This window comes from Arthrobacter sp. APC 3897 (assembly GCF_030407495.1).
In the GTDB taxonomy this organism is placed as follows: domain Bacteria; phylum Actinomycetota; class Actinomycetes; order Actinomycetales; family Micrococcaceae; genus Arthrobacter_B.
Genome location: NZ_JASDDG010000027.1, coordinates 31,268 through 54,730, shown reverse-complemented (window position 1 = coordinate 54,730; position 23,463 = coordinate 31,268). Strand labels below are relative to the sequence as shown.

20 protein-coding genes are annotated in these 23,463 nt (G+C 65.5%); 13 read left to right on the top strand and 7 right to left on the bottom strand.

Annotated features, from left to right (window positions below):
• Positions 1 to 208 precede the first annotated feature (208 nt).
• The 4 genes from QMA10_RS13510 to QMA10_RS13495 all read right to left on the bottom strand — a co-directional run bounded on the left by QMA10_RS13510 (position 209) and on the right by QMA10_RS13495 (position 3,150).
• Positions 209 to 907 carry a GNAT family N-acetyltransferase gene (locus tag QMA10_RS13510; protein ID WP_290169123.1) on the bottom strand — a complete coding sequence of 233 codons (699 nt, stop codon included), beginning with the start codon at positions 905 to 907 and terminating at the stop codon, positions 209 to 211.
• Positions 886 to 1,533, bottom strand: coding sequence for an MBL fold metallo-hydrolase (locus tag QMA10_RS13505; protein WP_290169121.1), 648 nt, complete (start codon positions 1,531 to 1,533; stop codon positions 886 to 888). The genes QMA10_RS13510 and QMA10_RS13505 overlap by 22 nt, the downstream gene beginning before the upstream one ends.
• Positions 1,534 to 2,619, bottom strand: coding sequence for an S-(hydroxymethyl)mycothiol dehydrogenase (locus QMA10_RS13500; protein WP_290169119.1), 1,086 nt, complete (start codon positions 2,617 to 2,619; stop codon positions 1,534 to 1,536).
• A gap of 258 nt (positions 2,620 to 2,877) precedes the next feature.
• A complete protein-coding gene (locus QMA10_RS13495) occupies positions 2,878 to 3,150 on the bottom strand; it encodes a mycoredoxin (RefSeq protein ID WP_227890054.1) in 273 nt (90 codons plus the stop codon).
• 128 nt (positions 3,151 to 3,278) lie between these two features.
• Between QMA10_RS13495 and QMA10_RS13490 the strand changes: the two genes are divergently transcribed.
• Positions 3,279 to 4,076: an SOS response-associated peptidase gene (locus QMA10_RS13490; protein ID WP_290169116.1), complete on the top strand. Its 798-nt coding sequence runs from the start codon at positions 3,279 to 3,281 to the stop codon at positions 4,074 to 4,076.
• Here the strand turns inward: QMA10_RS13490 and QMA10_RS13485 are convergent.
• Positions 4,073 to 4,555, bottom strand: coding sequence for a VOC family protein (locus tag QMA10_RS13485; RefSeq protein WP_290169114.1), 483 nt, complete (start codon positions 4,553 to 4,555; stop codon positions 4,073 to 4,075). The two genes, QMA10_RS13490 and QMA10_RS13485, sit on opposite strands and share 4 nt — an antisense overlap.
• Before the next feature lie 134 nt (positions 4,556 to 4,689).
• Between QMA10_RS13485 and QMA10_RS13480 the strand changes: the two genes are divergently transcribed.
• The 12 genes from QMA10_RS13480 to pdxS all read left to right on the top strand — a co-directional run bounded on the left by QMA10_RS13480 (position 4,690) and on the right by pdxS (position 20,564).
• Positions 4,690 to 6,993 carry an efflux RND transporter permease subunit gene (locus QMA10_RS13480; RefSeq protein WP_290169113.1) on the top strand — a complete coding sequence of 768 codons (2,304 nt, stop codon included), beginning with the start codon at positions 4,690 to 4,692 and terminating at the stop codon, positions 6,991 to 6,993.
• 4 nt (positions 6,994 to 6,997) lie between these two features.
• On the top strand, positions 6,998 to 7,339 hold the full coding sequence (locus QMA10_RS13475; protein ID WP_290169112.1) for a chorismate mutase: 342 nt from the start codon (positions 6,998 to 7,000) through the stop codon (positions 7,337 to 7,339).
• Between the two features lie 181 nt (positions 7,340 to 7,520).
• Positions 7,521 to 8,036, top strand: a complete 516-nt coding sequence (locus QMA10_RS13470) for a DUF1269 domain-containing protein (protein ID WP_290169110.1) — start codon at positions 7,521 to 7,523, stop codon at positions 8,034 to 8,036.
• 124 nt (positions 8,037 to 8,160) lie between these two features.
• Entirely contained in the window at positions 8,161 to 8,724 is a 564-nt protein-coding gene (locus QMA10_RS13465; RefSeq protein ID WP_290169109.1) for a DUF2087 domain-containing protein, read from the top strand.
• Between the two features lie 136 nt (positions 8,725 to 8,860).
• Entirely contained in the window at positions 8,861 to 10,558 is a 1,698-nt protein-coding gene (locus QMA10_RS13460; protein WP_290169108.1) for an MDR family MFS transporter, read from the top strand.
• Positions 10,559 to 10,603: 45 nt separating this feature from the next.
• Positions 10,604 to 12,172, top strand: coding sequence for an MDR family MFS transporter (locus QMA10_RS13455; RefSeq protein WP_290169106.1), 1,569 nt, complete (start codon positions 10,604 to 10,606; stop codon positions 12,170 to 12,172).
• A gap of 170 nt (positions 12,173 to 12,342) precedes the next feature.
• Positions 12,343 to 12,654: a DUF6504 family protein gene (locus tag QMA10_RS13450; RefSeq protein ID WP_290169104.1), complete on the top strand. Its 312-nt coding sequence runs from the start codon at positions 12,343 to 12,345 to the stop codon at positions 12,652 to 12,654.
• Between the two features lie 12 nt (positions 12,655 to 12,666).
• Positions 12,667 to 16,125 carry a DNA polymerase III subunit alpha gene (gene dnaE / locus QMA10_RS13445; protein WP_290169102.1) on the top strand — a complete coding sequence of 1,153 codons (3,459 nt, stop codon included), beginning with the start codon at positions 12,667 to 12,669 and terminating at the stop codon, positions 16,123 to 16,125.
• 78 nt (positions 16,126 to 16,203) lie between these two features.
• Entirely contained in the window at positions 16,204 to 18,216 is a 2,013-nt protein-coding gene (thrS, locus tag QMA10_RS13440; protein ID WP_290169099.1) for a threonine--tRNA ligase, read from the top strand.
• A 22-nt stretch (positions 18,217 to 18,238) separates the two neighbouring features.
• Entirely contained in the window at positions 18,239 to 18,850 is a 612-nt protein-coding gene (locus QMA10_RS13435; protein ID WP_290169097.1) for an HIT domain-containing protein, read from the top strand.
• Between the two features lie 3 nt (positions 18,851 to 18,853).
• Positions 18,854 to 19,459, top strand: a complete 606-nt coding sequence (gene pgsA, locus QMA10_RS13430) for a phosphatidylinositol phosphate synthase (protein WP_290169095.1) — start codon at positions 18,854 to 18,856, stop codon at positions 19,457 to 19,459.
• A 163-nt stretch (positions 19,460 to 19,622) separates the two neighbouring features.
• The gene (gene pdxS, locus QMA10_RS13425) at positions 19,623 to 20,564 is read left to right on the top strand and encodes a pyridoxal 5'-phosphate synthase lyase subunit PdxS (protein ID WP_290169094.1); all 942 of its coding nucleotides are present in this window, start codon (positions 19,623 to 19,625) and stop codon (positions 20,562 to 20,564) included.
• Positions 20,565 to 20,613: 49 nt separating this feature from the next.
• On the opposite strand, the gene QMA10_RS13420 is transcribed toward pdxS, so the two are convergent.
• Both QMA10_RS13420 and QMA10_RS13415 read right to left on the bottom strand, forming a co-directional pair.
• Positions 20,614 to 21,396, bottom strand: coding sequence for a GNAT family N-acetyltransferase (locus tag QMA10_RS13420; RefSeq protein ID WP_290169093.1), 783 nt, complete (start codon positions 21,394 to 21,396; stop codon positions 20,614 to 20,616).
• A 6-nt stretch (positions 21,397 to 21,402) separates the two neighbouring features.
• On the bottom strand, positions 21,403 to 23,421 hold the full coding sequence (locus QMA10_RS13415; protein ID WP_290169091.1) for a M3 family metallopeptidase: 2,019 nt from the start codon (positions 23,419 to 23,421) through the stop codon (positions 21,403 to 21,405).
• Positions 23,422 to 23,463 lie beyond the last annotated feature (42 nt).

The following is a 23,463-nucleotide window of genomic DNA, read 5'->3' as shown; positions in this document are numbered from 1 at the left end:
ATTTGAGTCCCTTTGCTGTCCCAGCACAACTACTTGGAGTGGAATTCGGGTACCAAAATCGTCGAGGTTGGCAGAGGAATACCATCCACAGAGTCCGCCGGACGGAAATTGTGGGAGAAATCAGCCGCTCCGCTTCGCTGCGCTTTAGGCAGGCGGTTACATAATTGCCGAGCTGTTCAACGCCCCCGGCTGCCCACAACCGGGGCGGTCAGCGGGTCAGCGCCAAAACCTGAGCATCGGACAACGTCCGGTCGGCGTAGAGCAACATCACCGAAGCGGGATCAGGGTCATGGTTATCCGGTCCCTCCCACTCTTTCCGAAGCCCCGCTCTTTCGACGGCGCGCCGGGAACGGGTGTTGTGCTTCGCGACGACGGCGGTGACGGGCAACCCGGGGCGGGACGCCCCGGCATATTCGATACCTGCCGCCGCAACTTCCCTGGCGTAGCCGCACCCCCAGCTCCGGGGGCGCAGGCTAAAGGACAGATTCCACGCGGTGTCTGCCAGAAGCCGGCATCCTCCGATTCCCACCAGCTCGCCGGCGGAACCGCATTCGGAGCTCTCCAGCACCCAGAGTCCGTGCCCGTGCTGCTGCCACTCCGAAATCCTGCGTTCAAGGACCGCTTGGGTATGGGCAATGGAGCTGTGGGCGAGTGTTGGGTCGCATTCAATGAGGCGGGGATCCGAATACATTCGGAACAACCCATCCAGGTCGCCGGGAACAGGCCGACGCAGGATCAACCGGCCGCTGGGGGTTTTTATTTGCTGTTCGATAACGGCTCGACTCCTAAGAGCGGCCCCATGAAACGCCGGCAGCGCCCGGGCCGGGACGGAATTCGGGGGCTGATGCTCCTCGGAAGGATAACACCAGCCCCCGGGGCAGCGGATTAATGGCCGCGGGCGATCCATTCCTCCAGATGCGGCGCCTCGGCACCGATCGTGGTGGAATCACCGTGCCCGGTCAGCACCCGGGTCTCCGACGGCAGGGTCAGGAGCTGCTCACGGATGGACTTGATGATGGTGGGGAAATCGCTGTATGAGCGTCCCGTGGCGCCGGGTCCGCCGCTGAACAGCGTGTCACCGCTGAACACCACAGGTGAGCCGTCGCCGGGTGCGTCGGCTGCCAGCAGGAAGCACACGGAACCGGGGGAGTGCCCCGGAGTGTGCAGGGCCTGCAGGGTAATGCCGGCCACCTCGAAGATGTCGCCGTCCTCGATGTCGTCGTCGGGTCCCTCGTCAGGGAACACCGCGTCCCAGAGCATCCGGTCCGCGGGGTGCATGAACACAGGGGCGCTGAAGCGGTCCCGGGCCTCGCCCACGGCGCGGATGTGGTCATCGTGTCCGTGTGTGAGCAGGATCCCCTGGACCTCACGGTCGCCGACAGCGGCAGCCACGGCGTCGACGTCGTGCGCGGGGTCGATGATGATCACCTGCGCGTCGTCACCGACGATCCACACGTTGTTATCCACGTCCCAGGTGCCGCCGTCCAGCGAAAATGTGCCGGAGGTGACGACCTTGTCGATGTTCGCGCCCATCTAGAGGACCACCACCGAACGCAGGACCTTGCCGTCATGCATCTTGGTGAAGGCTTCCTCGATGTCGTTCAGGCCGATGCGCTCGGACACAAAAGCGTCCAGGTCCAGGCGGCCAAGCTTGTACTGCTCCACCAGCATCGGGAAATCGCGCGACGGCAGGCAGTCTCCGTACCAGGAGGACTTCAGCGATCCGCCGCGGCCAAAGACATCGGCCAGGGGCAGCTCGATCTTCATCTCCGGGTTGGGCACACCAACCAGGACCACGCGGCCGGCAAGGTCACGTGCGTAGAAGGCCTGCTTGTAGGTTTCAGGGCGGCCGACGGCGTCAATCACCACGTCTGCGCCGTTGCCTTCGGTGAGGGCGCGGATGGCCTCGACCGGGTCTTCTTCCTTGGAATTGATGACGTGGGTTGCGCCCTGGGCCTTCGCCAGTTCCAGCTTCTTGGCATCGATGTCCACGGCAATGATGGTGGTGGCTCCGGCCAGCTGCGCTCCGGCAACAGCGGCAATGCCCACGCCGCCGCAGCCGATCACGGCTACGGACTCGCCGCGCCGGACCTCGCCGGTGTTGATGGCGGCACCGATGCCGGCCATGACGCCGCAGCCGAGCAGGCCCACCGCGGCGGCGTCGACGTCGTCGTCCACCTTGGTGCACTGTCCGGCGGCCACGAGGGTCTTCTCCGCGAAGGCGCCGATGCCCAGGGCCGCGGTCAGCTCCGTGCCGTCCTCCAGAGTCATCTTCTGGGTGGCGTTGTGCGTGTTGAAGCAGTACTGCGGCTCGCCCTTGCGGCACGCCCGGCATTCACCGCAGACGGCACGCCAGTTCAGGACTACGCGGTCACCGGGGGCAACCTCGGTGACATCGGGGCCGACGGCGGAAACCACGCCGGTGGCCTCGTGCCCGAGCAGGAACGGGTAATCGTCATTGATGGCGCCCTGCTTGTAGTGCAGGTCGGTATGGCAGACGCCGCAGGTAAGGATGTCCACCAGGGCTTCTCCGGGGCCGGGATCCGGAACCAGTATGGTCTCCAGCGAAACGGGGGCGTTCTTTTCCTTGACGACTACGGCCTGAACCTTATGAACCATGAGTGTGCTGCCTCTCGGGGGTGTCCGGGCGGACGCCGATGTCCGGCGCTCCGCCTTCCATCCTATGAAGCGGGACGGATGTGCGCGAAGTTGACGTAAGTGAATGAATCAGTGAAGAAGAACCGGCATGCGGAAGGAGGGACGCCGACAGGTGGTTCACGGGGTTACCGCTTCCGTTGTACAGATAACGGGCCTAAGAGCTGCTTTTGGGGCCGTTATCTGCACAACCGAGGGAAAGGGGCGGGCGGCAGTGCCGGGTTAGAGGCCCAGGCGGGCCTTGACCTCTGCTGCGGAGGGGTTGGTGGCCGAGGAGCCGTCCGGGAAGATCACGGTGGGCACGGTCTGGTTGCCGCCGTTGATTTCGGCCACGAGTTCGGCGGTGCCGTCCACGTTCTCGATGTTCACTTCGTTGTAGCCGATGCCCGCTGCGTCCAGCTGGGACTTCAGCCGGCGGCAGTAACCGCACCAGGAGGTGGAGAACATGGTGATGGAACCGGCGTCGGGGGTGAATGCTTCTGCTGTGGCGGCCATGGAAGGCTCCTTCTATGCACGGGAACAGGGGGACTGCACCGTACAACCTCGGGGACACCGGTTCAATTCCCGCGGGCAGCCGGGCAGCCGGGCAGCCGGGCAGCCGGGCGGACTGGCAGACTGGAGGCATGTGCGGACGTTACGTAATGGCGAAGACGACGGCGGACCTGGTCGCGGAGGCTGAGGCGGAGGCCGATGCGTACCTGGAGCTGCGCTCGTCCTGGAACGTGGCGCCGACGTCGGACGTGCCGGTGGTGCTGGAACGGTATGTTGGCGGGCCGCAGCAGGAACGCCGCCTGGTGCGCCAGGTGCACGTGGCGAGGTGGGGACTGGTGCCGGGCTGGGCGAAGGATGTTTCGGCAGGTGCCCGTGCCTTCAATGCGCGGAGCGAAACGGTGCTGGAGAAGCCGACCTTCCGAGATGCCGTGCTCTCGCGCCGCTGCGCGGTGCCGGTGCAGGGCTATTACGAGTGGAAAGCCGGGCCCGGGAAGGCCAAGCGCCCCCACTATGTGCAGCGTGCGGACGGGGCGCTGACCTTTTTTGCCGGTCTCTACGAATGGTGGCGCGATCCGGCGAAAGCGCCCGGGGAGCCGGGCAGCTGGCTGCTTTCGACGTCCATTCTCACTGCCGCAGCTCCGGATCCGGCGGAAGTCCGCAGCGGCGGGCAACCCGATTTTCTCGCAGCGCTGGGGGAGCTGCACGACCGTATTCCGGTTCCGCTGTCCCGGCAGTCCATGGCCGCGTGGCTGGATCCGGCTGCCCGGGATGCGGGGGCACTGGTTCAACGGGTCGTCGCGGAGGCGCACGGCGAAGCTGCACGCTGGACACTGCGGGAAGTGGGACCGGCGGTGGGAAGCGTGCGCAACGACGGGCCGGAGCTGCTGGCTGCCCCCGCTCCCGGAGCGGCGGAGCCGGCCCTGTTCTAGCCGGTCAGACCGGAGAGGGCAGCCTGCCCCTGGCCGGTGTCATTGGACTCGATGACCTTGAGGGTTACCTTGCCGTCCGCGTCGACGCTCAGGCCCGGGTTATGGCACACTTCCCAGCGGTAGCCGTCGGGGTCGGTGAAGTAACCGGAGTAGCCGCCCCAGCTCATCTGGGTTCCCGGAGCGGTGATCAGCCCGCCGGCCGCAGCGGCGTCGGAAAGGACGGCGTCAACTTCGGCCGCTGAACCCACGTTGTGGCCCAGGGTGACCGGAGCGGAGGCTGCGTCCCCCATGGGGCCGGCTTCGGCCGCCAGATGGTCCCGCCGGAAGAACGCCAGCAGCAGCCCCGGCCCCACCTGGTAGAAGATGACTTCCTCGGGGACATGCTGGACAGCCTCCCAGCCAAGCCGGGACGTATAGAACGCGTAGGTTACCTCGAGATCCCGCACGCCTGCGGTGATCACGGACAAAGAAGGCTTCACCCTCATGATCTTGCCACTGCAGGGGAAAAAAGTTGATGTCTTACGCCCGGTATTTTCCGGTGATCCGGCGGGCGGAAGAGCTCAGGCTCCCCGGAGGCGTTGACGCTGCCGAGGTGCGGGGCTGTCATGGGGTTATGGGACGGAATTCTCCACCACACAGCCCGGCCGGCAGCCACGCAGCGGACGCGGACGGTGATCCGGACTCCGCGAACCGGACCCGGCAGCGCACCGGATGGGTCCGCTTCCTCATTCCGGTCATTCTGATCGCGGTCTGGTTCGGTGTGGGAGGCGTTGGCGGCCCGTACTTCGGCAAGATCGGCGAAGTGGCCGACAACAACCAAACCTCGTATCTGCCGGCCAGTTCGGCGTCCACCCGGGTGGCTGAGCTGCAGCAGAAGTTCAAGGACAGCGACGCGATCCCCGCCGTCGTCGTCTACGTGAACGACGGCGGCCTGACGGAAGCGGACCGGACCTTTGTCACCGCCCGGGCGTCCGAGCTTGCGAAGGTTGGGGGCGTGGCCGGCGGGGTGTCCCCGCCGCAGTTCTCCACTGACGGCAAGGCCGCGGAAATCTTTGTTCCGGTGCAGGACAATGACAGCGCGTCGGCGACCGTCGAGGACCTCGGCAGCGCGGTGCGGGAGGGCATTCCGCCGGGCCTGAACGGCTATGTCACCGGACCCGCCGGACAACTGGCGGACATCACCGAAGCCTTCGGCGGCATTGACACCTCGCTGCTGCTGGTGGCGGCGCTGGCGGTGCTGGTCATCCTGGTAGTGGTGTACCGTTCACCGCTGCTGCCGTTCCTGGTCCTGCTCACCTCCATCTTTGCCCTGTCGGCAGCCATCCTCGTGGTGTTCTATCTCGCCAAAGCAGGAACGCTGACGCTGAACGGCCAGGTGCAGGGAATCCTCTTTATCCTGGGCATCGGGGCGGCAACGGATTATTCCCTGCTCTATGTCTCCCGGTACCGGGAATCCCTTCGCGATTATGAGGGGCGGTGGGAGGCCACGAAGGCGGCACTGAAGGGAACCTTCGAGCCTGTGCTGGCGTCAGCTGCTACGGTGACGGCCGGACTGCTCTGCCTGCTGCTCAGCGACCTGAACTCCAATAAGGCCCTGGGCCCGGTGGCGGCCATCGGTATTGGCTTTGCGTTCCTGGCAGCCATGACACTGCTGCCGGCACTGCTGATGCTGACCGGCAGGGCGGCCTTTTGGCCGCGCCGGCCAAAGTTTGGTTCTGAGCATCCGGACCGGGACGGGAACTCTCCCAAAGGGTTCTGGCCGCGCGTGGCCCGGACCGTCAAGAGCCATCCGCGCCGTACCTGGGTGATTCCCTCCCTGGTGCTCCTGATTGCGGCGGCAGGGCTGCTGCAGCTGCGGGCCTCCGGGGTACCGCAGAGTGATTTTGTGCTGGGGCAGACAGCAACCAAAGAAGGGCAGCAGATCCTGGGTGAGCACTTTCCCTCCGGCTCGGGCAGCCCGGTGCTGATTGTGGCCCCTGACGGGGAACTGAATGCCGTTGCCCGGGAGGTGCTCTCTGTTCCGGAGGTGGATGCCCTGGCCGTGAATGCCACCGGAACACCTGCCGGCACGCTGCCGGTGACGGCCGACGGCGTGCAGGCCTCTCCGGTGCCGGGAACCTCGGGTGCGCCGCGGGTTGTGGACGGCAAAGTCCTGCTGGAGGCCACACTGAAGGATGCTGCGGAGTCCGACGCCGCCGAACAGGCAGTAACTGCCATGAGGGAGAAAGTATCCGGGATCGGGGATGTCCTGATCGGCGGAGTCACAGCCACCACCATCGACACCAACGCGGCGGCGGCCCATGACCGGAACCTGATCATTCCGGTGGTGCTGGTGGTCATCCTGTTCCTGCTGATGCTGCTGCTGCGGTCGCTGCTGGCCCCGTTCCTGCTGATCCTGACCGTGCTGCTGTCTTTCGGAGCGACCATGGGTGTCTCGGCGCTGATGTTCAACCATGTCTTCCGTTTCCCCGGAGCCGATCCGGCCGTCCCGCTGTTCGGGTTCATCTTCCTGGTGGCACTGGGTGTTGACTACAACATTTTCCTGATGACCCGCGTCCGCGAGGAGAGTCTGCTGCACGGCACCCGGGAGGGAGTGGTCCGCGGGCTGATGATCACCGGCAGTGTCATTACCAGTGCGGGCATTGTCCTGGCAGCCACCTTCGCGGCGCTGGGCGTGATTCCCGTTTTGTTCCTGGCGCAGCTGGCCTTCATTGTGGCCTTTGGGGTCCTGCTCGACACGCTGGTGGTGCGCTCGCTTCTGGTGCCGGCCCTGTCCTATGATCTGGGGCGCAGGATCTGGTGGCCTTCCAAACTCTCGCGCCAGGCTGCCGGACAGCACCGGGAAGGATTTCCCGGGCATGCGGGGCCCGGACCTCTGGGCTCCTTCAGACGCCGGGGCAGCGGCCCGCTAGTCTGAAGTCATGGAAAGCTCCGATCCTCAACGATCCATGACCTCCCAGCTGGACGATATCCGAACCGCCATCGACGAAATCGATGAAGAAATTGTGGCGCTCATTTGGCGCCGGGAGCGGCTCGTGCGACTGGCAGGTCCCCTGAAGGACAACGACGCCGAAGTCAAAGCTCCCGGGCGCGTCGAGGAAGTCCTCGAACACGTACGGGCAACCGCCGAAGCGCAGGACGGTGACCCCACAGTGGTGGAGGCCACGTACCGGGCCATGATTGACGCGTTCATGGATTATGAGCTGAAAGTGCGGCATGAGGCTGAAGCCCAGGCCAAACTGGACGCGTTCTCGCGCAGCTAGCTAACGGGCAGGATACCGGACGCTTAGCCCCCCGTCCTCCTGCCGGACAATCTTCCCCTGCAAGCAGCTGTTGAGCCTGCCGGTACGCACGGGACAGGAATAGGTTCATCCCGTGGGGCGATGGCTGTGCCCCGCGACAGGCGGCCGCCAGCGCAGGCCGCAACCAACGGGAAGGTTCAACATGTCAGAACACAATTACACCTTGTTCGTGTCCTCATACTCCGACGCAGGGTTGGCCGCGGACGACTTCAAGACGATCAAAGGCATGGACGAAGGCGTGGTGGCTGCGGTTGTCCTGTCACGCGATGATTCCGGCCGCATCGAGGTGAAAGAGCACGGTGGCCGGCTGATTGGCGGCGGTACAGCCGCCGGTGCCGTTGCCGGACTCGTGGTCGGATTGTTCGCTCCGCCGCTGCTGCTGTCCGGAGTGATCGGCGCTGCGATCGGCGCCGGAGCGGGTGCCATTGCAAAGCGGCACGAGGAGAAGAAGATTGGCGTCGAAGCGGACGAATGGCTGCCGCCGGGCTCCTCGGCGCTCGTGGCCGTTGTGGAGGACCATTATTTGGACCGCATCGACAAGGCCGTCGGCAAGGCCACCAAGAAGATCAGCAAGGCTGTCGACAAGGGTGATTACGACGCCGTGGTAAAGGCTGTCAACGAAGGCGACGAGAAGATCATCGAGGCCGTCGGGTCCTGACCGGCGCAGCGGCCGGCGTCCGGTCCGCCGCTGGAGCGGTGGACCGGACGTGTCTGACGGTGTGGGGTACGGTACTCACACGTCATAGATGCTGTGTACCGGGACAGCAGCCAGGGGGACAGGTATGGATCAGGAAGAGGGCGCGCCCGAGCAGTGGAGGGCCGTCGCGGCTGCGCTCGCCGATGAGCGCAGGCTGAGGCTGTATGCACGGATCATTACAGCTGCGGAGCGGGGGACGCCGCTGGACGGCCAGGCCATGGACTCCAGGGAACGCAAATCACTGGCCGCACTGCAGAAGGCCGGCCTGGTCACCTCGGGTGCCTGTGATGTCCAGCCTGCGGGCGGGGTGTTTGCCCGGCTCCTGGCCAGCGGCAGGGGAGCGCCGGACACCTCGGTGCGCAGGTTCCTCGTGAACGGCAAAATCTCCTCCTATCCCCGTAAGCAGGCCGACCGGCTGGAATTGCTCCACTACGTTGCCGGGCACGTCTTCGAATCTGCCCCGGCGGCTCCGGGAGAAGTTCCAACCCTGACCGAACGCGAGATTACCGGCCGCTTGGACAGCTATTCCACTGACCCCGCGGCCGTCCGCCGTTATTTGGTGGATGAGGGAATCGTGGCCCGCAGTACGGATGGATCCCGGTACTGGCTCACGGCTCCGCGCCCGGCGGACGGCATGGAATTTGCCTAGCGTTTGATGCCGGTTAGGTCCCGGCCGCGCGGCGCCCCTCTGCACGAAGCGTTGACTTGGCAGGCCCTCGGGCGTCGAATGGAAAGTGCTGTCTGGTCCGGCACCATTTCAGGGACGACCCCTCCAAGGAGCGTCAATGGCCGCAAAGTTCACCGCCCACGGCGCAGAAGCCACCCACCCGGGAGCACGCGCCGCAACAGACCTCGGTTCACCGGCCGCGTCCCATCTGCTGGCGTCCCCCGCAAAGTCAGCTCTCCAAGGAGGCAGCGAGCCACCCTCCCGGCACAGCGGCGGCGCTCCGGCGCCGCACTCGCGGCGGCAAATTGCGCTGGTGTTTGCCGGATTGATCCTGGCGGTGCTGATTTCCGCATTGGACCAGACCATTGTGTCCACCGCGCTTCCCACCATCGTGGGAGACCTCCAGGGCCTGGACCATCTGTCCTGGGTAATTACCGCTTACCTGCTGACCTCCACGATCGGACTGCCGATCTACGGCAAGCTCGGTGACCTGCTGGGGCGAAAGAACATATTTGTGTTCGCCATTGCCGTTTTCCTGCTCGGCTCCGCCTTGTCCGGACAGGCGCACAGCATGGCTGAGCTGATCGCCTACCGTGCGATCCAGGGCGTGGGCGGCGGCGGGCTGATCATCGGCGCGCAGGCCATTATCGGAGACATTGTCTCCGCCCGCGAGCGCGGCCGGTACATGGGGCTGATCGGCGCGGCTTTCGGACTGGCATCGGTGAGCGGACCGCTGCTGGGCGGCTATTTGACCGAATACTGGTCCTGGCGGTGGGTGTTTTACATCAACCTTCCGCTGGGCGTTCTGGCCCTGGCCGTCATCATCACGTCACTGCATCTTCCTGTACGCTCCGGACCGCGGCCTCCGCTGGACTACGCAGGGGCGGCTTTGCTGGCACTGGTCAGCGCCGCGCTGGTGATGCTCACGAGCTGGGGCGGAACCACCTATGCCTGGACGTCCCCAACCATCCTGGGGCTGGGTGCCGCCGCCGCCGTCGGCATTGCCGTTTTCATTCCGGTGGAGCTGCGCGCGGCTGAACCGATGCTGCCGCTGCGATTGTTCCGCAACCGCAATTTCCTGGTCTGCACCTTGGTGGGCCTGTCCGTGGGACTGGCGATGTTCGGCAGCATCTCCTACCTGCCCACCTTCCTGCAGATGGTCAATGACGCCTCGGCCACCATGTCCGGGCTGATGATGCTGCCGATGACGGCCGGCCTGCTGATCACCTCGATCGGCACCGGACAGCTGATTTCCCGCACCGGCAAGTACAAGATCTATCCCGTCCTGGGGGCGGCAGTGATGATTGCGGGGCTGCTGCTGCTTTCCCGGATCTCCAACACCACGCCGTACTGGTTCACGGCCGTGGGTATGTTTGTGCTGGGCCTGGGCATCGGAGCGCTGATGCAGAACCTGGTGCTGATTGTGCAGAACAGTGTTCCCGCCAAGGACATGGGCACCGGCGTCTCCTCCGCCAATTACTTCCGGCAGATGGGCGGTTCACTGGGAATTGCAGTCTATGGTTCCTTCTTTATCAAACGGCTGAACGACCAGGTGGCCGACGCCCCGCCGGAGGCCTCCGGCGTGCTCCGCAACGGAGTGAACTCGATCAGTCCGTCCGAACTGAAGGTGCTGCCTGAGCCGGTGCGGGAGTTCATTGCCCAGGCCTTCGGAGATGCCCTGCCGCCAATCTTCCTGCTCGGTATCCCGGCGCTGGGCGCTGGCCTGATCCTGACCCTGTTCATCAAGCAGACTCCGCTGTCCGAGACCGCCCGGGTGCGCCTCGGCAACGAGGAACAGGAAACTCCCGCCGCCTAGGTATCAACCAATAACCCGGCACCACCGGCCAGGAGGCCGCTCCACATGTCCCGCAAAGCACTTTCACCGCGTACTACTGCAGGCACGGCGGCAGCTCCGCAACAACGCAACCTTCCCCTGGTATTCACCGGACTGGTGCTGTCCGTTCTGCTGGCAGCACTTGACCAGACCATTGTTGCCACCGCGCTGCCCACCATTGTGGGAGACCTCAACGGGCTGGAGCATCTGTCCTGGGTGGTCACCGCCTACATCCTGGCCGCAACCATCGGCCTGCCGATCTACGGAAAGCTCGGTGACCTGTTTGGCCGCAAAAGCATCTTCATCTTTGCGATCGTGGTGTTCCTGATCGGCTCCGTCCTGTCCGGACTCGCGCAGAACATGGGCCAGCTGATTGGCTTCCGTGCACTGCAGGGCCTGGGCGGCGGCGGACTGATGATCGGCGCCCAGGCCATTCTGGGAGACCTCGTCTCTCCGCGTGAACGCGGCAAGTACATGGGACTGATCGGCGCAGCCTTTGGACTGGCCTCCGTGTGCGGTCCGCTGCTGGGCGGCTGGATCACCGATGCCTGGTCCTGGCGCTGGGTGTTCTACATCAACCTGCCCATCGGCGCGGTGGCGCTCGCCGTCGTCGTTACCTCCCTTCACCTGCCCAAGCCGCAGGGGCTCCGCCCCAGGCTTGACTACGCCGGTGCCGCGCTGCTGGCCGTCACGAGCGCCGCGCTGATCATGCTGACCACGTGGGCGGGCACCACGTACGCCTGGTCAAGTCCGCAGATTCTGGCTCTTGCGGCACTAACCCTGGCTGCGGGCACGGCCTTTGTCCGGGTGGAGCTGAAGGCTGCCGAGCCGATTATGCCGCTGGGGCTGTTCCGCAACCGGAATTTCCTGCTGCCCGTGCTGGTGGGCATCTCCGTGGGCATCGCCATGTTCTCTACCATCTCCTACCTGCCCACGTTCCTGCAGATGGTCAACCGGGCCACCGCCACCGAATCCGGACTGATGATGCTGCCGATGATGGGCGGGCTGCTGCTGACGTCCATCGGCACCGGACAGCTGATTTCCCGTACGGGAAAGTACAAGATCTACCCCGTGCTGGGCTGCGCGGTGATCATTGCCGGGCTGGTGCTGCTGTCCCGGATCTCCGACACCACCCCCTACAGCTTTACGGCGCTCGGGATGCTGGTGATGGGGCTGGGAATCGGCATGCTGATGCAGAACCTGGTGCTGATTGTGCAGAACAGCGTGCCGGTCCGGGACATGGGGGCGGCAATTTCGGCGGCGAACTATTTCCGCCAGATCGGGGCATCTTTTGGCATTGCGCTGTTCGGATCGATTTTCATTCATCGGCTGGGCAGCGAGATCGCCGCGGCGCCGGCAGGTTCGGGAGGGGCGGGAGAAGCCCTCGGGGGCGACATCAATTCGCTGAGCCCCGCGATGCTGCGCGGACTGCCCGCGCCGGTGCAGGATTTCGTAGCCGCGGCGTTCGGCCATGCCCTGCCGCCGATCTTCCTGCTGAGCGTGCCTGTGGTGGCGGCAGCGCTGGTGCTGTGCCTGTTCATCAGGGAAACGCCGCTGTCCACCGCGGTGCGGACGGAAGCCGGAGAAGAAGTGTGAGCAGTCCAGGGCAGACAATCCGGGAGCGGGAGTGCCTTTTGTCGGATGCTGGCCGTACACTGGATGTTGTTAGAACATATGTTCGAATTAGTTGATGTCCACAAACCAATTTTGGCCGCTGCGTGTGCCGGCTTGGGTGCGGGCACGCCTGCGGCTGGGAGGAAGCTGGAATGGGTGTCTTCAGTGAAGCGGTAGAGGTGGTGTGCTCACCCGCCGGCCAGCCGCTTCGGCTCATCTGGAGCGGCCGTACCTACAAGGTGGCAGCGGATCCCGTGCGCTGGTATGAACGCCGGAACTGGTGGGACGAGGAAGCCCGGGCGGAACGCGGGCGCGGCCCGGGGCTGGTGGATTCGGAGATCTGGCGGGTGCAGGCCCGGCTGACCCCGCGGTCGCCGCTGCGCACTTTGGATCTCTCGCATGACATCCGCTCCGGCCGCTGGCGTGTCGTCCGTATCCATGACGCCCTGCGGGAAAGTGCCTAGGAACCGCCGGTTATGAGCTTCACCCATCTGCATGCCGCCACCGCCTTCAGCGCACACTACGGAGTGTCCTGGCCGGAGGAAATGGCGCAGGCCGCTGCGGCTGACGGTGCAGACGCGCTCGCCTGCACCGACCGCGACGGACTGTACGGCACGGTCAAACACCTGCGCGCCTGCATGGACGCCGGCATTGATCCGATCGTCGGGGTGGATTTGGCGGTACTGGGGGAACCGGATGACGCCGGCGTCCGGCCGGTCACCGGAAGGGTAGTGGTCCTGGCCCGCGGCCGTCGCCGGGGGGCCGGCTACCGCGCGCTGTGCCGGCTGATTTCCGACGCCCATGCCGGAACCTCACCGTCCGCGGCACGCAAAGACAGCAAGCCGGTGGGGGTAACCATGGCGCAGCTGGCCTCACGGGCGGCGGACGACGGCGGCGGGGACGCCGAGCCGCTCCTGACCGTCCTGGTGGGGCCGCATTCCGACGTCGGCGCCGCCATGCGCAGCCGCAGCTACGCCGTCGCCCGTACGCTCTTTCGCCGCTGGCAGGAGAGCATGCCGCGCGCAGCGCTTGCCGTGGAAGTGGTGGCCCACCTCAGCGCCCCGGGATCCAATCTCAGCCTGGCGCACGCCGTGCGCATGCTCCGGCTGGCCGATGAAATGCAGCTGCCTGCCATCCTCACCAACGCTGTGCGCTACGTGGACGCCGACGGCGCCGCCACCGCCGACGTCCTGGACGCAGCCCGGGCGCTGACCTCCATGGGACGGCTTCCTGATCTGCAGCCCAACGGGCAGGGCTGGCTGAAGAGCGCCGCGCAGATGACGTCCCTGGCCCGTGAGATCAGCCGTGAAGCCGGTTACGGAACCGCCGGAGCGTCCCGGATGCTCCGCGACACCGAAGCGCTCGCCGATGCCTGCCGGATGGATCCGGTGCAGGACATGGGGTTCAAGCAGCCGGTGGTTCCGGAGGCCTCGGTGATCGGCATCAACACCGAACCCATGACAGAGCTGGTGGCCCGCTGCGAAGCAGGCATCGGCCGCCGGTTCCCCGCACAGGATCCGGCCGCAGAAGCCCGGCTGCGCAACCGGCTGACCCATGAACTGGGCATCATTGAACGGCTTGGGTTCGCCTCCTACTTCCTGACGGTCGCCGAAGTTTCCGCCATGATCACCGGCATGGGCGTACGTGCCGCCGCCCGGGGATCGGGAGCCTCTTCGCTGGTGAACTATCTGCTCGGCATCAGCCACGTGAACCCGCTGGCCCATGACCTGATTTTTGAACGGTTCCTCTCCCGTGACCGTTCCACGCTTCCGGACATCGACATAGACGTTGAAAGCGCCCAGCGGCACAACGTCTATCACCGCATCTTCGAACGCTTCGGCGCTGAACGGGTCACCCTGATGAGCATGCAGAACGGTTACCGGGCACGCGGGGCGGTGCGCGACGCCGGCATGGCCCTCGGTCTGGCCGACGAGGACATCGGGGCAGTGGCCAAACAGCTGTGGCGCTTCTCCGCACGAAAGTTCCGGGAAGCGCTCGCGGAAAAGCCGGAGCTGCGGGACATCGCTGAACGGGTCCAGGGCAACCGGCAGCTGGATTTGCTGGTGGACCTGACCGAACGCCTGGACCGGCTGCCGCGGCACATTTCCATGCATCCGTGCGGCGTGATCCTGGGGGACACCTCGCTGCTGGACCGCACCCCGGTGCAGCCCTCCGGCCTGGGCCTGCCCATGTCCCAGTTCGACAAACATGACATGGACCCCATGGGCATGCTCAAACTCGACGTCCTGGGCGTGCGGATGCAAAGCGCCATGGCCTATGCGCTGCAGGAAGTGCGCCGGCTGCATCCCACCAAGGAGGACACCGTCCGCGCCGGAGCACATCCCGCCGGACCCGCGGGGCAGGGGCCGGACTATGTCCTGGCTGACGGTTCCATTGACCTTGACGCCGTGCCCCTGGATGACCCGGCCACGTATGACCTGATCTGCAGTACCTACACGCTCGGGTGCTTCCAGATTGAGTCCCCTGGCCAGCGGGAACTGATCGGCAAGATGGCTCCGCGGGAGTTCAATGATCTGATCATCGACATTTCGCTGTTCCGGCCCGGGCCCATGAAATCCGACATGGTGCGTCCCTTCCTGGAGCACCGGCACGGCTGGGCCCCGGAGGTGTATCCGCACGAGGCCCTGCGGCCGGTCCTCGCGGAAACGCACGGGGTGACGGTGTTCCATGAACAGGTGCTGCGCACCTTTGACGTGTTCACCGGCTGCGGACTGGCCAAGGCCGATGAGCTGCGCCGGCTGCTGGGCAACGAGGACGCCGAACCGTCAGTGGAGGACTTCTTCCGCACCGAAGCTGCCAAGCGCGGATACGGCGCCGGTGTCATCGACAAAGTCTGGGGCACGCTGAAGGCCTTCGGCAGCTTCGGCTTCTGCAAGGCGCACGGAGCAGCCTTCGCGGTGCCCACCTACCAGTCCGCCTGGCTGAAGACCCACCATCCCGAAGCCTTCCTGGCGGGGATCTTTGAGCACGATCCGGGCATGTATCCGCGGCGTCTCCTGGTGGCGGAGGCACGGCGGATGGGGATCCCCATTCTGCCGCTGGATATTAACCGCAGCGGTGCGCAGTACCGGGTGGAGCGCGTGCCGGCGGTTCCGGCAACACCCGGGCATCCGGCCCGGCCGGAGAAGCTGGGCATCAGGCTGAGCCTGGCCGGGATCTACGGACTGTCGGCGGCCGAGCTGCGGCGCATCACCGCCGGCCAGCCCTATGACTCCCTGGCCGATCTGCGGGCCCGCGCCCGGGTGGGACGGGGCACGCTGATGCGGCTGGCCTCCCTGGGAGCATTCGATTCGCTGGCCCGCGACACCGGAACCGGCGCCTCCCGCGCCGATCTGCTGCACCATCTGGACACTGCGCCGCCGCGCCCGGCCCCGCGGAAATACGATCCGATTCCCGGGCAGCTGGCGCTGCCGCTGGGGGACACCGAACTGGAGAACCTGCGGCCGGAGCTGCCCGAACCAACGCTGCGCGAGAAGGTGCGCACTGAACTGGACCTATTGTCCGTGGACGTCAGCGCCCACCTGATCGACAGCTACGGCCCGCTGCTGGCCGAGCTGGGAGTCACCAAAGCCCGCGACCTGATCGGGCTGCGCAACGGCTCCGAGGTGCTCGTGGCCGGGATCCGGGTGGCCACCCAGACGCCGCCCATGCGCGGCGGCCGCCGGGTGGTGTTCATCAGCCTCGACGACGGCACCGGGTGCGTGGACTGCACGTTCTTCACCGAGGCGCAGGAGAAAACCGGGCCGCTGCTTTTCGGCACCGAGCTGATGCTGATCCGGGGGCTGACCCGCCGCACAGGGGAGCGCGGCATGAGCCTGCAGGCCCTTGAAGCGTGGAACCTGGCGGACACTGCATCGCTTCCGCTGCCCCGTCCCCAGCGCGGCAGGTTGGTGGGGCCCAACTCCAGCGGATAACATCAAAGAGGCGCAGAAGGAGCCGGCCGTATCCTGGCCGTGCCGCAGACGCCAAACAACGAAATCTAGGAGACAACCGTGTCAGTGCCAGAGAAGTTCACCCTCATCGTCAACGACGAGGAGACCACGGTGGATACTGGCACCACAGGTGCGCAGCTGTTCTTCGACCGCCGCGACGTCGTCGTGATGCGCGTGGACGGTGTCCTGAAGGACCTGGATACCGAGCTTGCCCCGGGCCAGGCCGTTGAAGCCGTGACCATCGATTCCGAAGACGGCCTGAACGTGCTGCGCCACTCCACGGCCCATGTCATGGCCCAGGCTGTGCAGCAGCTGCGCCCGGACGCCAAGCTGGGCATTGGCCCGTACATCAAGGACGGCTTCTACTTCGACTTCGATGTTGCCGAGCCGTTCACCCCCGAGGACCTGAAGACCCTCGAGAAGATGATGCAGAAGATCGTCAACTCGAACCAGAAGTTTGCCCGCCGCGTGGTCACTGAAGAAGAAGCCCGCGAGGCCATGGCCAACGAGCCCTACAAGCTGGAACTGCTCGGCAAGAAGGACGGCGCTGATGAAGCCGGCGAGGGCGCGAACATCGAGGTTGGCGCCGGCGAAATCACCATCTACGACAACGTGGACCGCAAGTCCGGCGACGTTGTGTGGTGCGACCTGTGCCGCGGCCCGCACCTGCCGAACACCAAGCTGATCTCCAACGCCTTTGCGCTGACGCGTTCCTCCGCCGCCTACTGGCTCGGCGACCAGAAGAACCAGCAGCTGCAGCGCATCTACGGCACCGCCTGGCCCACCAAGGACGCCCTGAAGGCGTACCAGGAACGTCTGGCCGAAGCCGAGCGCCGCGACCACCGCAAGCTGGGCACCGAGCTGGACCTGTTCTCCTTCCCGGATGAGCTGGGCTCGGGCCTGCCGGTGTTCCACCCCAAGGGCGGCATTATCCGCAAGGCCATGGAGGACTACTCCCGCCAGCGCCACACCGAGGCCGGCTACGAGTTTGTCTACACCCCGCACATCACCAAGGGCCACCTATACGAGGTCTCCGGCCACCTGGACTGGTACCGCGACGGCATGTTCCCTCCCATGCATGTGGATGAGGTGACCGACCCGGAGACCGGCGAGGTCACCAAGCCCGGCCAGGACTACTACCTGAAGCCGATGAACTGCCCCATGCACAATCTGATCTTCCGCTCCCGCGGACGGTCCTACCGTGAACTGCCGCTGCGCCTGTTCGAATTCGGCTCGGTCTACCGCTACGAGAAGTCCGGCGTGATCCACGGCCTGACGCGCGTGCGGGGCATGACCCAGGATGACGCCCACATCTACTGCACCCGCGAGCAGATGAAGGACGAGCTGACCACCACGCTGAATTTCGTCCTGGACCTGCTCAAGGACTACGGCCTGGATGACTTCTACCTGGAACTGTCCACCAAGGACCCGGAGAAGTACGTCGGCTCCGACGACGTGTGGGAGGAAGCCACCCGCACCCTGGCCGAGGTGGCCGAAGAGTCCGGACTGGACCTGGTTCCGGATCCCGGCGGGGCCGCGTTCTACGGCCCCAAGATCTCCGTCCAGGCCCGCGACGCCATCGGCCGCACCTGGCAGATGTCCACCATCCAGCTGGACTTCAACCTGCCCGAGCGCTTTGAACTTGAATACCAGGCTGCCGACGGCACCCGCCAGCGCCCGGTCATGATCCACCGTGCCCTGTTCGGCTCAGTGGAACGCTTCATGGCCGTGCTCACCGAGCACTACGCCGGTGCGTTCCCGGCCTGGCTGGCACCGGTCCAGGTAGTCGGCATCCCCGTGGCCGAGGCGTTCAACGACTACATGTTCGACGTCGTCGATAAGCTCAAGGCGCACGGCATCCGCGCCCAGGTGGACACCGGCACCGACCGTTTCCCGAAGAAGATCCGCACCGCCTCCAAGGACAAGATCCCGTTTGTCCTGATCGCCGGCGGTGACGACGCCGAGGCCGGAGCGGTGTCCTTCCGCTTCCGGGACGGCAGCCAGGACAACGGCGTGCCCGTGGAAGAGGCAGTGAAGCGGATTGTCGAAGCCGTCCGGAACCGGGACAAATAGGACGGCGGCGGCAGGAGTGCAGATGGAAAACAGCAGCCAGGACGACGGCGGCAGTCCCTACCCCGGGGATGCCGCGGTCACCGACTCATTCGAGCTTGCAGGCGTGCCGGATTCATTTGCACGCCTGTGGACGCCGCACCGCCTGGCGTATATCAAGGGCGGGCAGGAACAGGTCTCCTCGGAGCACAACTGCCCGTTCTGTGCCGCGCCGGGCCGCTCCGACGAAGAATCACTGATTGTCCACCGCGGCAGCTACGCCTTCGTGATCCTGAACCTGTTTCCGTACAACGCCGGACACCTGCTCGTCTGCCCGTACCGGCATGTGCCGGACTACACGGACATTGATGAGCAGGAAACGGCCGAAATTGCGGCGCTGACCCAGACCGCCATGCGCGTGCTGCGGAAAGTCTCCAATCCCAGCGGCTTCAACCTGGGGATGAACCAGGGCGTAACCGGGGGTGCGGGGATTGCCGCCCACCTGCACCAGCACATTGTTCCGCGCTGGGGCGGGGACGGGAACTTCCTGCCGATCATCGCGCAGACGAAGGCCATTACCCAGACGCTGGGCGATGTCCGTCAGCAGGTGGCCGACGCCTGGCCGGCCAGCGGCTCCGGCCGGGACAGCGAGGACTGATCCGTGCTCAATAAATACGCGCGGGGATTCTTTACTGCCGTTTTCACCCCGCTGGCCGGCTGGCTGCTGCGCCGGGGGATCACACCGGACATGGTCACCATTGCCGGAACCCTGGGCGTGATGATCGGCGGGCTGGTGTTCTATCCGCTCGGACAGCTGTTCTGGGGAACCCTGTTCATCACGGCGTTCATCTTTTCCGACGTCATTGACGGCATCATGGCCCGCCAGCAGGCCCGGACCGGAAAATGGGGCGGCTTCCTGGACTCAACCCTGGACCGCTTCGCCGACGGAGCACTCTTCGCCGGTGTGAGCATCTGGTTCTTCACCGGAGGCGGCAACGATGCGATTGGCACCGCCGCCATTATTGCCCTGGTGCTGGGCATGCTGGTGTCCTACATCCGGGCCAAAGCGGAGTCGCTGGGGTTCAACGCCAACGTGGGTATTGCCGAGCGTGCCGAACGCCTGGTTTCCCTGCTGGTGGCCACCGGCCTGGTGGGTCTGGGGGTTCCCGAAATCCTGCTCCTGGTGGTCCTGGTGCTGCTGTGTGCAGCCAGCTGCGTCACGATCGTGCAGCGGATGCTCACGGTCCGGCGGCAGGCAACCGCCTAGGCCGGGTTAGCCCCGGCATCCTCTTCAGCCATACAGTCAATTCCCAGTGGCCCGTCACCGGAGGCAATCCGGCGGCGGGCTGTCTGTTTATCAGCAGGCTGACCGCTAGGCTTGGGAGCAGCAGTGATCGCTGCACCGGTTTTTCGCGAAGGTGAGAAGTTTCATGAGCATTTCAGATCCCCAGGGCACGCCCGTGCCTGTTTCCACGTCCGGTTCCCCGTCTCCGGTTACCGGCAGCAGCCGGGTTAAGCGCGGCATCGCCGAGATGCTGAAGGGCGGTGTGATCATGGACGTGGTCACCGCCGAGCAGGCACGAATTGCCGAGGATGCAGGCGCCGTGGCCGTCATGGCGCTGGAGCGGGTGCCTGCTGATATTCGCGCGCAGGGCGGTGTCTCCCGGATGAGTGATCCGGACATGATCGACAGCATCATTGATTCCGTTTCCATCCCGGTCATGGCCAAAGCGCGCATCGGGCACTTTGTGGAAGCCCAGGTGCTGCAGTCCCTCGGCGTCGACTACATTGACGAATCAGAGGTCCTGACCCCGGCCGACTATGCCAACCACATCGACAAGTGGAAGTTCACGGTTCCCTTTGTCTGCGGCGCCACGAACCTCGGCGAAGCTCTGCGGCGCATCAACGAGGGCGCGGCCATGATCCGGTCCAAGGGCGAGGCCGGCACGGGAGACGTTTCCAACGCCACCATGCACATGCGCACCATCCGTTCCGAGATTGCCCGGCTGTCCTCGCTGCCCGAGGACGAACTGTACGTAGCCGCCAAGGAACTGCAGGCCCCTTATGAGCTCGTCAAGGAGGTGGCTGCGGCCGGCAAGCTTCCGGTGGTGCTGTTTACCGCCGGCGGCATAGCTACTCCCGCTGACGCGGCCATGATGATGCAGCTGGGCGCAGACGGCGTGTTTGTGGGCTCAGGCATCTTCAAGTCCGGCAACCCGGCGCAGCGTGCGGCAGCCATCGTCAAGGCCACCACCTTCTTCGACGACGCCGATGAGGTTGCCAAGGCCTCGCGCGGCCTCGGCGAGGCCATGGTGGGCATCAACGTGGACGAGATTGCGCAGCCCCACCGTCTGGCAGAACGCGGCTGGTAACGGCTGCCGGGCGGACTCCCGGCCGGGTGCTGCCCGGCCGGGAGTTCGTCTAGCGCATATCGAGGAACAGGTACTGTCCGCGGCCAATCAGGTCGAATCCCCGGGCCGAGCACAGCTCGTAGCCGCCCGGCGCAGCATTGATGGCCAGCCGGTCGGCGCCGGCGGCTGCTGCCACTGATGCAGCGCGGCTCAGCAGAGCCGTGCCGTAGCCGTTGCGCCGGCTGGACGGTCCCACAGTCAAACCGAAAATTCCGGCCAGGGATCCTTTTCCGGGTTTCCGGGCCGGAGCCGCAGGAATGGTTGGCCTGCCCGTAATCGGATCCGGTGGGTTGGACTGCTGGTCGGCGGCGGAGGGATCATACACCCAGGCACGGCCCGTCAGCTTCCCGTCCCCGCGTGTGGTCAGGTGCCAGGCAGTGCGCGGATGGCTCCGGCCGGCGGCGAGCTCGACGGCGTCGGGCCCGGTGACCTCAGGAGGATCCTGGTCGATCGACGCCGCGTCCGCACTGTACTGCTGCGGAGCCGTCACGGGGGCACTCATCCATATCGGCTGGGGCCCCCTGCGGAACCCGAACGCCTCCAAGGGCGCATAGTTGACCGCGTTGTTCATCCATACGGAAACACTTTGGGCCCCGAGCCGTATGCCTTCGGACAGGCCGGGACGGATACCGGCGGGCGAAATACGCTGCGGGTACAGCAGCACAAGCTGCCGTCTGGCCGGCAGCCACGCCCACTCCGACTCATCGGTGGCGAACGTGCGGCCGCGGGTAACACCGGCCAGATTCCTCAGCCAGTCCTCATGCAGTTCCTGGCAGGCAGCAATGGTTACCATGGCGGATCAGGCCAGTCCGCGGCGGTGCAGCAGCGGCTCAATGGCTGCGTCACGGCCCCTGAAGTTCCGGAACGCCTGCAGCGGATCGATGCTGTTGCCCCTGGAGAGGAGCTCGCGGCGGAAACGGTCTCCGTTCTCCCGGGTCAGTCCACCGTTTTCCCGGAACCATTCCACCGTGTCCGCGTCCAAGACTTCACTCCAAATGTAGGCGTAGTAAGCAGCGGCGTAACCGCCGGCAAAAATGTGTTTGAAATAGCCGGAGCGGTACCGCGGGGGCACCAGGGCCAGGGCAACGCCGGCACGTTCCAAAGCCTCGGCCTCGAACGCTTCGGGGTCCTGCACTGTTTCGCCCGTCGCCAGCTCGTGCCAGGCAAGGTCAAGGAGCGTGGCACCCAGGTACTCCGTCGTGCCGAAGCCTTCACCCCAGGTGGATGCTGCCTCGATCCGGTCGACGGCGTCCTGGGGGAGAGGCTCGCCGGTGGCGTAATGCTTCGCGAAGTTCGCCACCACCTCGGGCCACAGCATCCACATCTCGTTGACCTGGGAGGGATACTCCACGAAGTCACGGGGAACGGCGGTGCCGGAGAACTGCGGATAGGTGACATCCGAGAACAGGCCGTGCAGGGCATGCCCGAATTCGTGGAAAGCCGTTACCACTTCGTCGAAGGACAGCAGAGTGGGCTCTCCGGCGGCCGGCTTGGCGATGTTGAGGTTGTTGATGACCACCGAGGCGGTGCCCAGCAGCGAAGACTGGTGCACGAGCGAGTTCATCCACGCACCGCCGGCCTTGGTGTCCCGGGTGTAATAGTCACCCAGGAACAGTCCCAGTCCCGAACCGTCCTCGTTTGTTACTTCCCAGACGCGGACGTCCGGGTGGTATCCCGCCAAGTCCGTGCGTTCGGTGAACGTCACGCCGTACAAACGGTTGGCAGCGTAGAAAATGCCGTCCTTCAGGACCCGCTCCAGCTCGAAGTAGGGCCGCAGCGCCGCACGGTCCACACTGAACTTTTCACGCCGCACCTGCTCGGAGTAGTAGGACCAGTCCCAGGCCTGCAGGTCCTCGACGCCGTCCCTGGCCGCTGCCTCGCGCAGCAGTTCCGCCTCGGCCTGTGCGTTGCGGACCGCGGGCGCGGCCAGCTTCCCGAGCATCGCGTGGATGGCTTCCAGGGACGGAGCCGTCTGGTTGTCGGTGGCGAACTCCGCGTGGTTGGCGAATCCGAGCAGTTCGGCCCGTTCGGCACGCAGGGCCGCCATTTCGGCGGCAAGGCCGAGCGTGTTCTCGCCGTTGTTCCGGAAACCCCGGTTCAGGGAAGCCTCAAGGAGCCGCCGGCGGGTTTCGCGGTTGGTGAGCGAGGCCAGCGCCGGCTGCGAGGTGGGCAGAACCAGGGAGAGCAGGTAACCCTCCTGACCCGCCTCTGCGGCTGCCGCTGCCGCCGCGGCGACGTCGTCGTCGGACAGGCCGTCCAGATCCGCAGCATCGGTCACCAGCAGCGCCGACTCATTGGTGTCCTTCAGCAGCTTCTGCGCGTATTCGGTGCCCAGGACGGACAGGCGGGCATTCAGCTTCCGCATCTTCGCCTGGCCTTCGTCGTCAAGCCGGGCTCCGGCACGGATGAAGCTGCGGCGGTACTCGGACACCAGGCGGGCCGATTCCGCATCCAATCCGTCGGTGGAGACGCCGCTGACCCGCTGGAAGAGGGCCTTGTTGAGATAGATGCTGTCCTCGTGCTCAGCCAGCTGCGGTCCTGCCTCCTGCTGGATCGCCTGGATCTGCTCGGTCGCATCCGCTGCCGTGAACGTGAAGAAGACATTTGCCGTGCGGGCCAGAGTCTGGCCGGCACGCTCCATGGCTGCAATGGTGTTCTCAAAATCCGGCGCATCGCTGTTTGCGGTGATGGCGTCGATTTCCATGAGGTGTTCCTCGAAGCCGGACTTGAAAGCCGGAAGGAAATCCTCAGGGGTGATCTGTTCAAACGGCGGGAGCTGATAGGGCAGGGCGCTGGTGTGCAGGAAAGGGTTACTCATAAGGGTTAAGACTCGCACACGCTCAGTAACGCGAACAGCTGA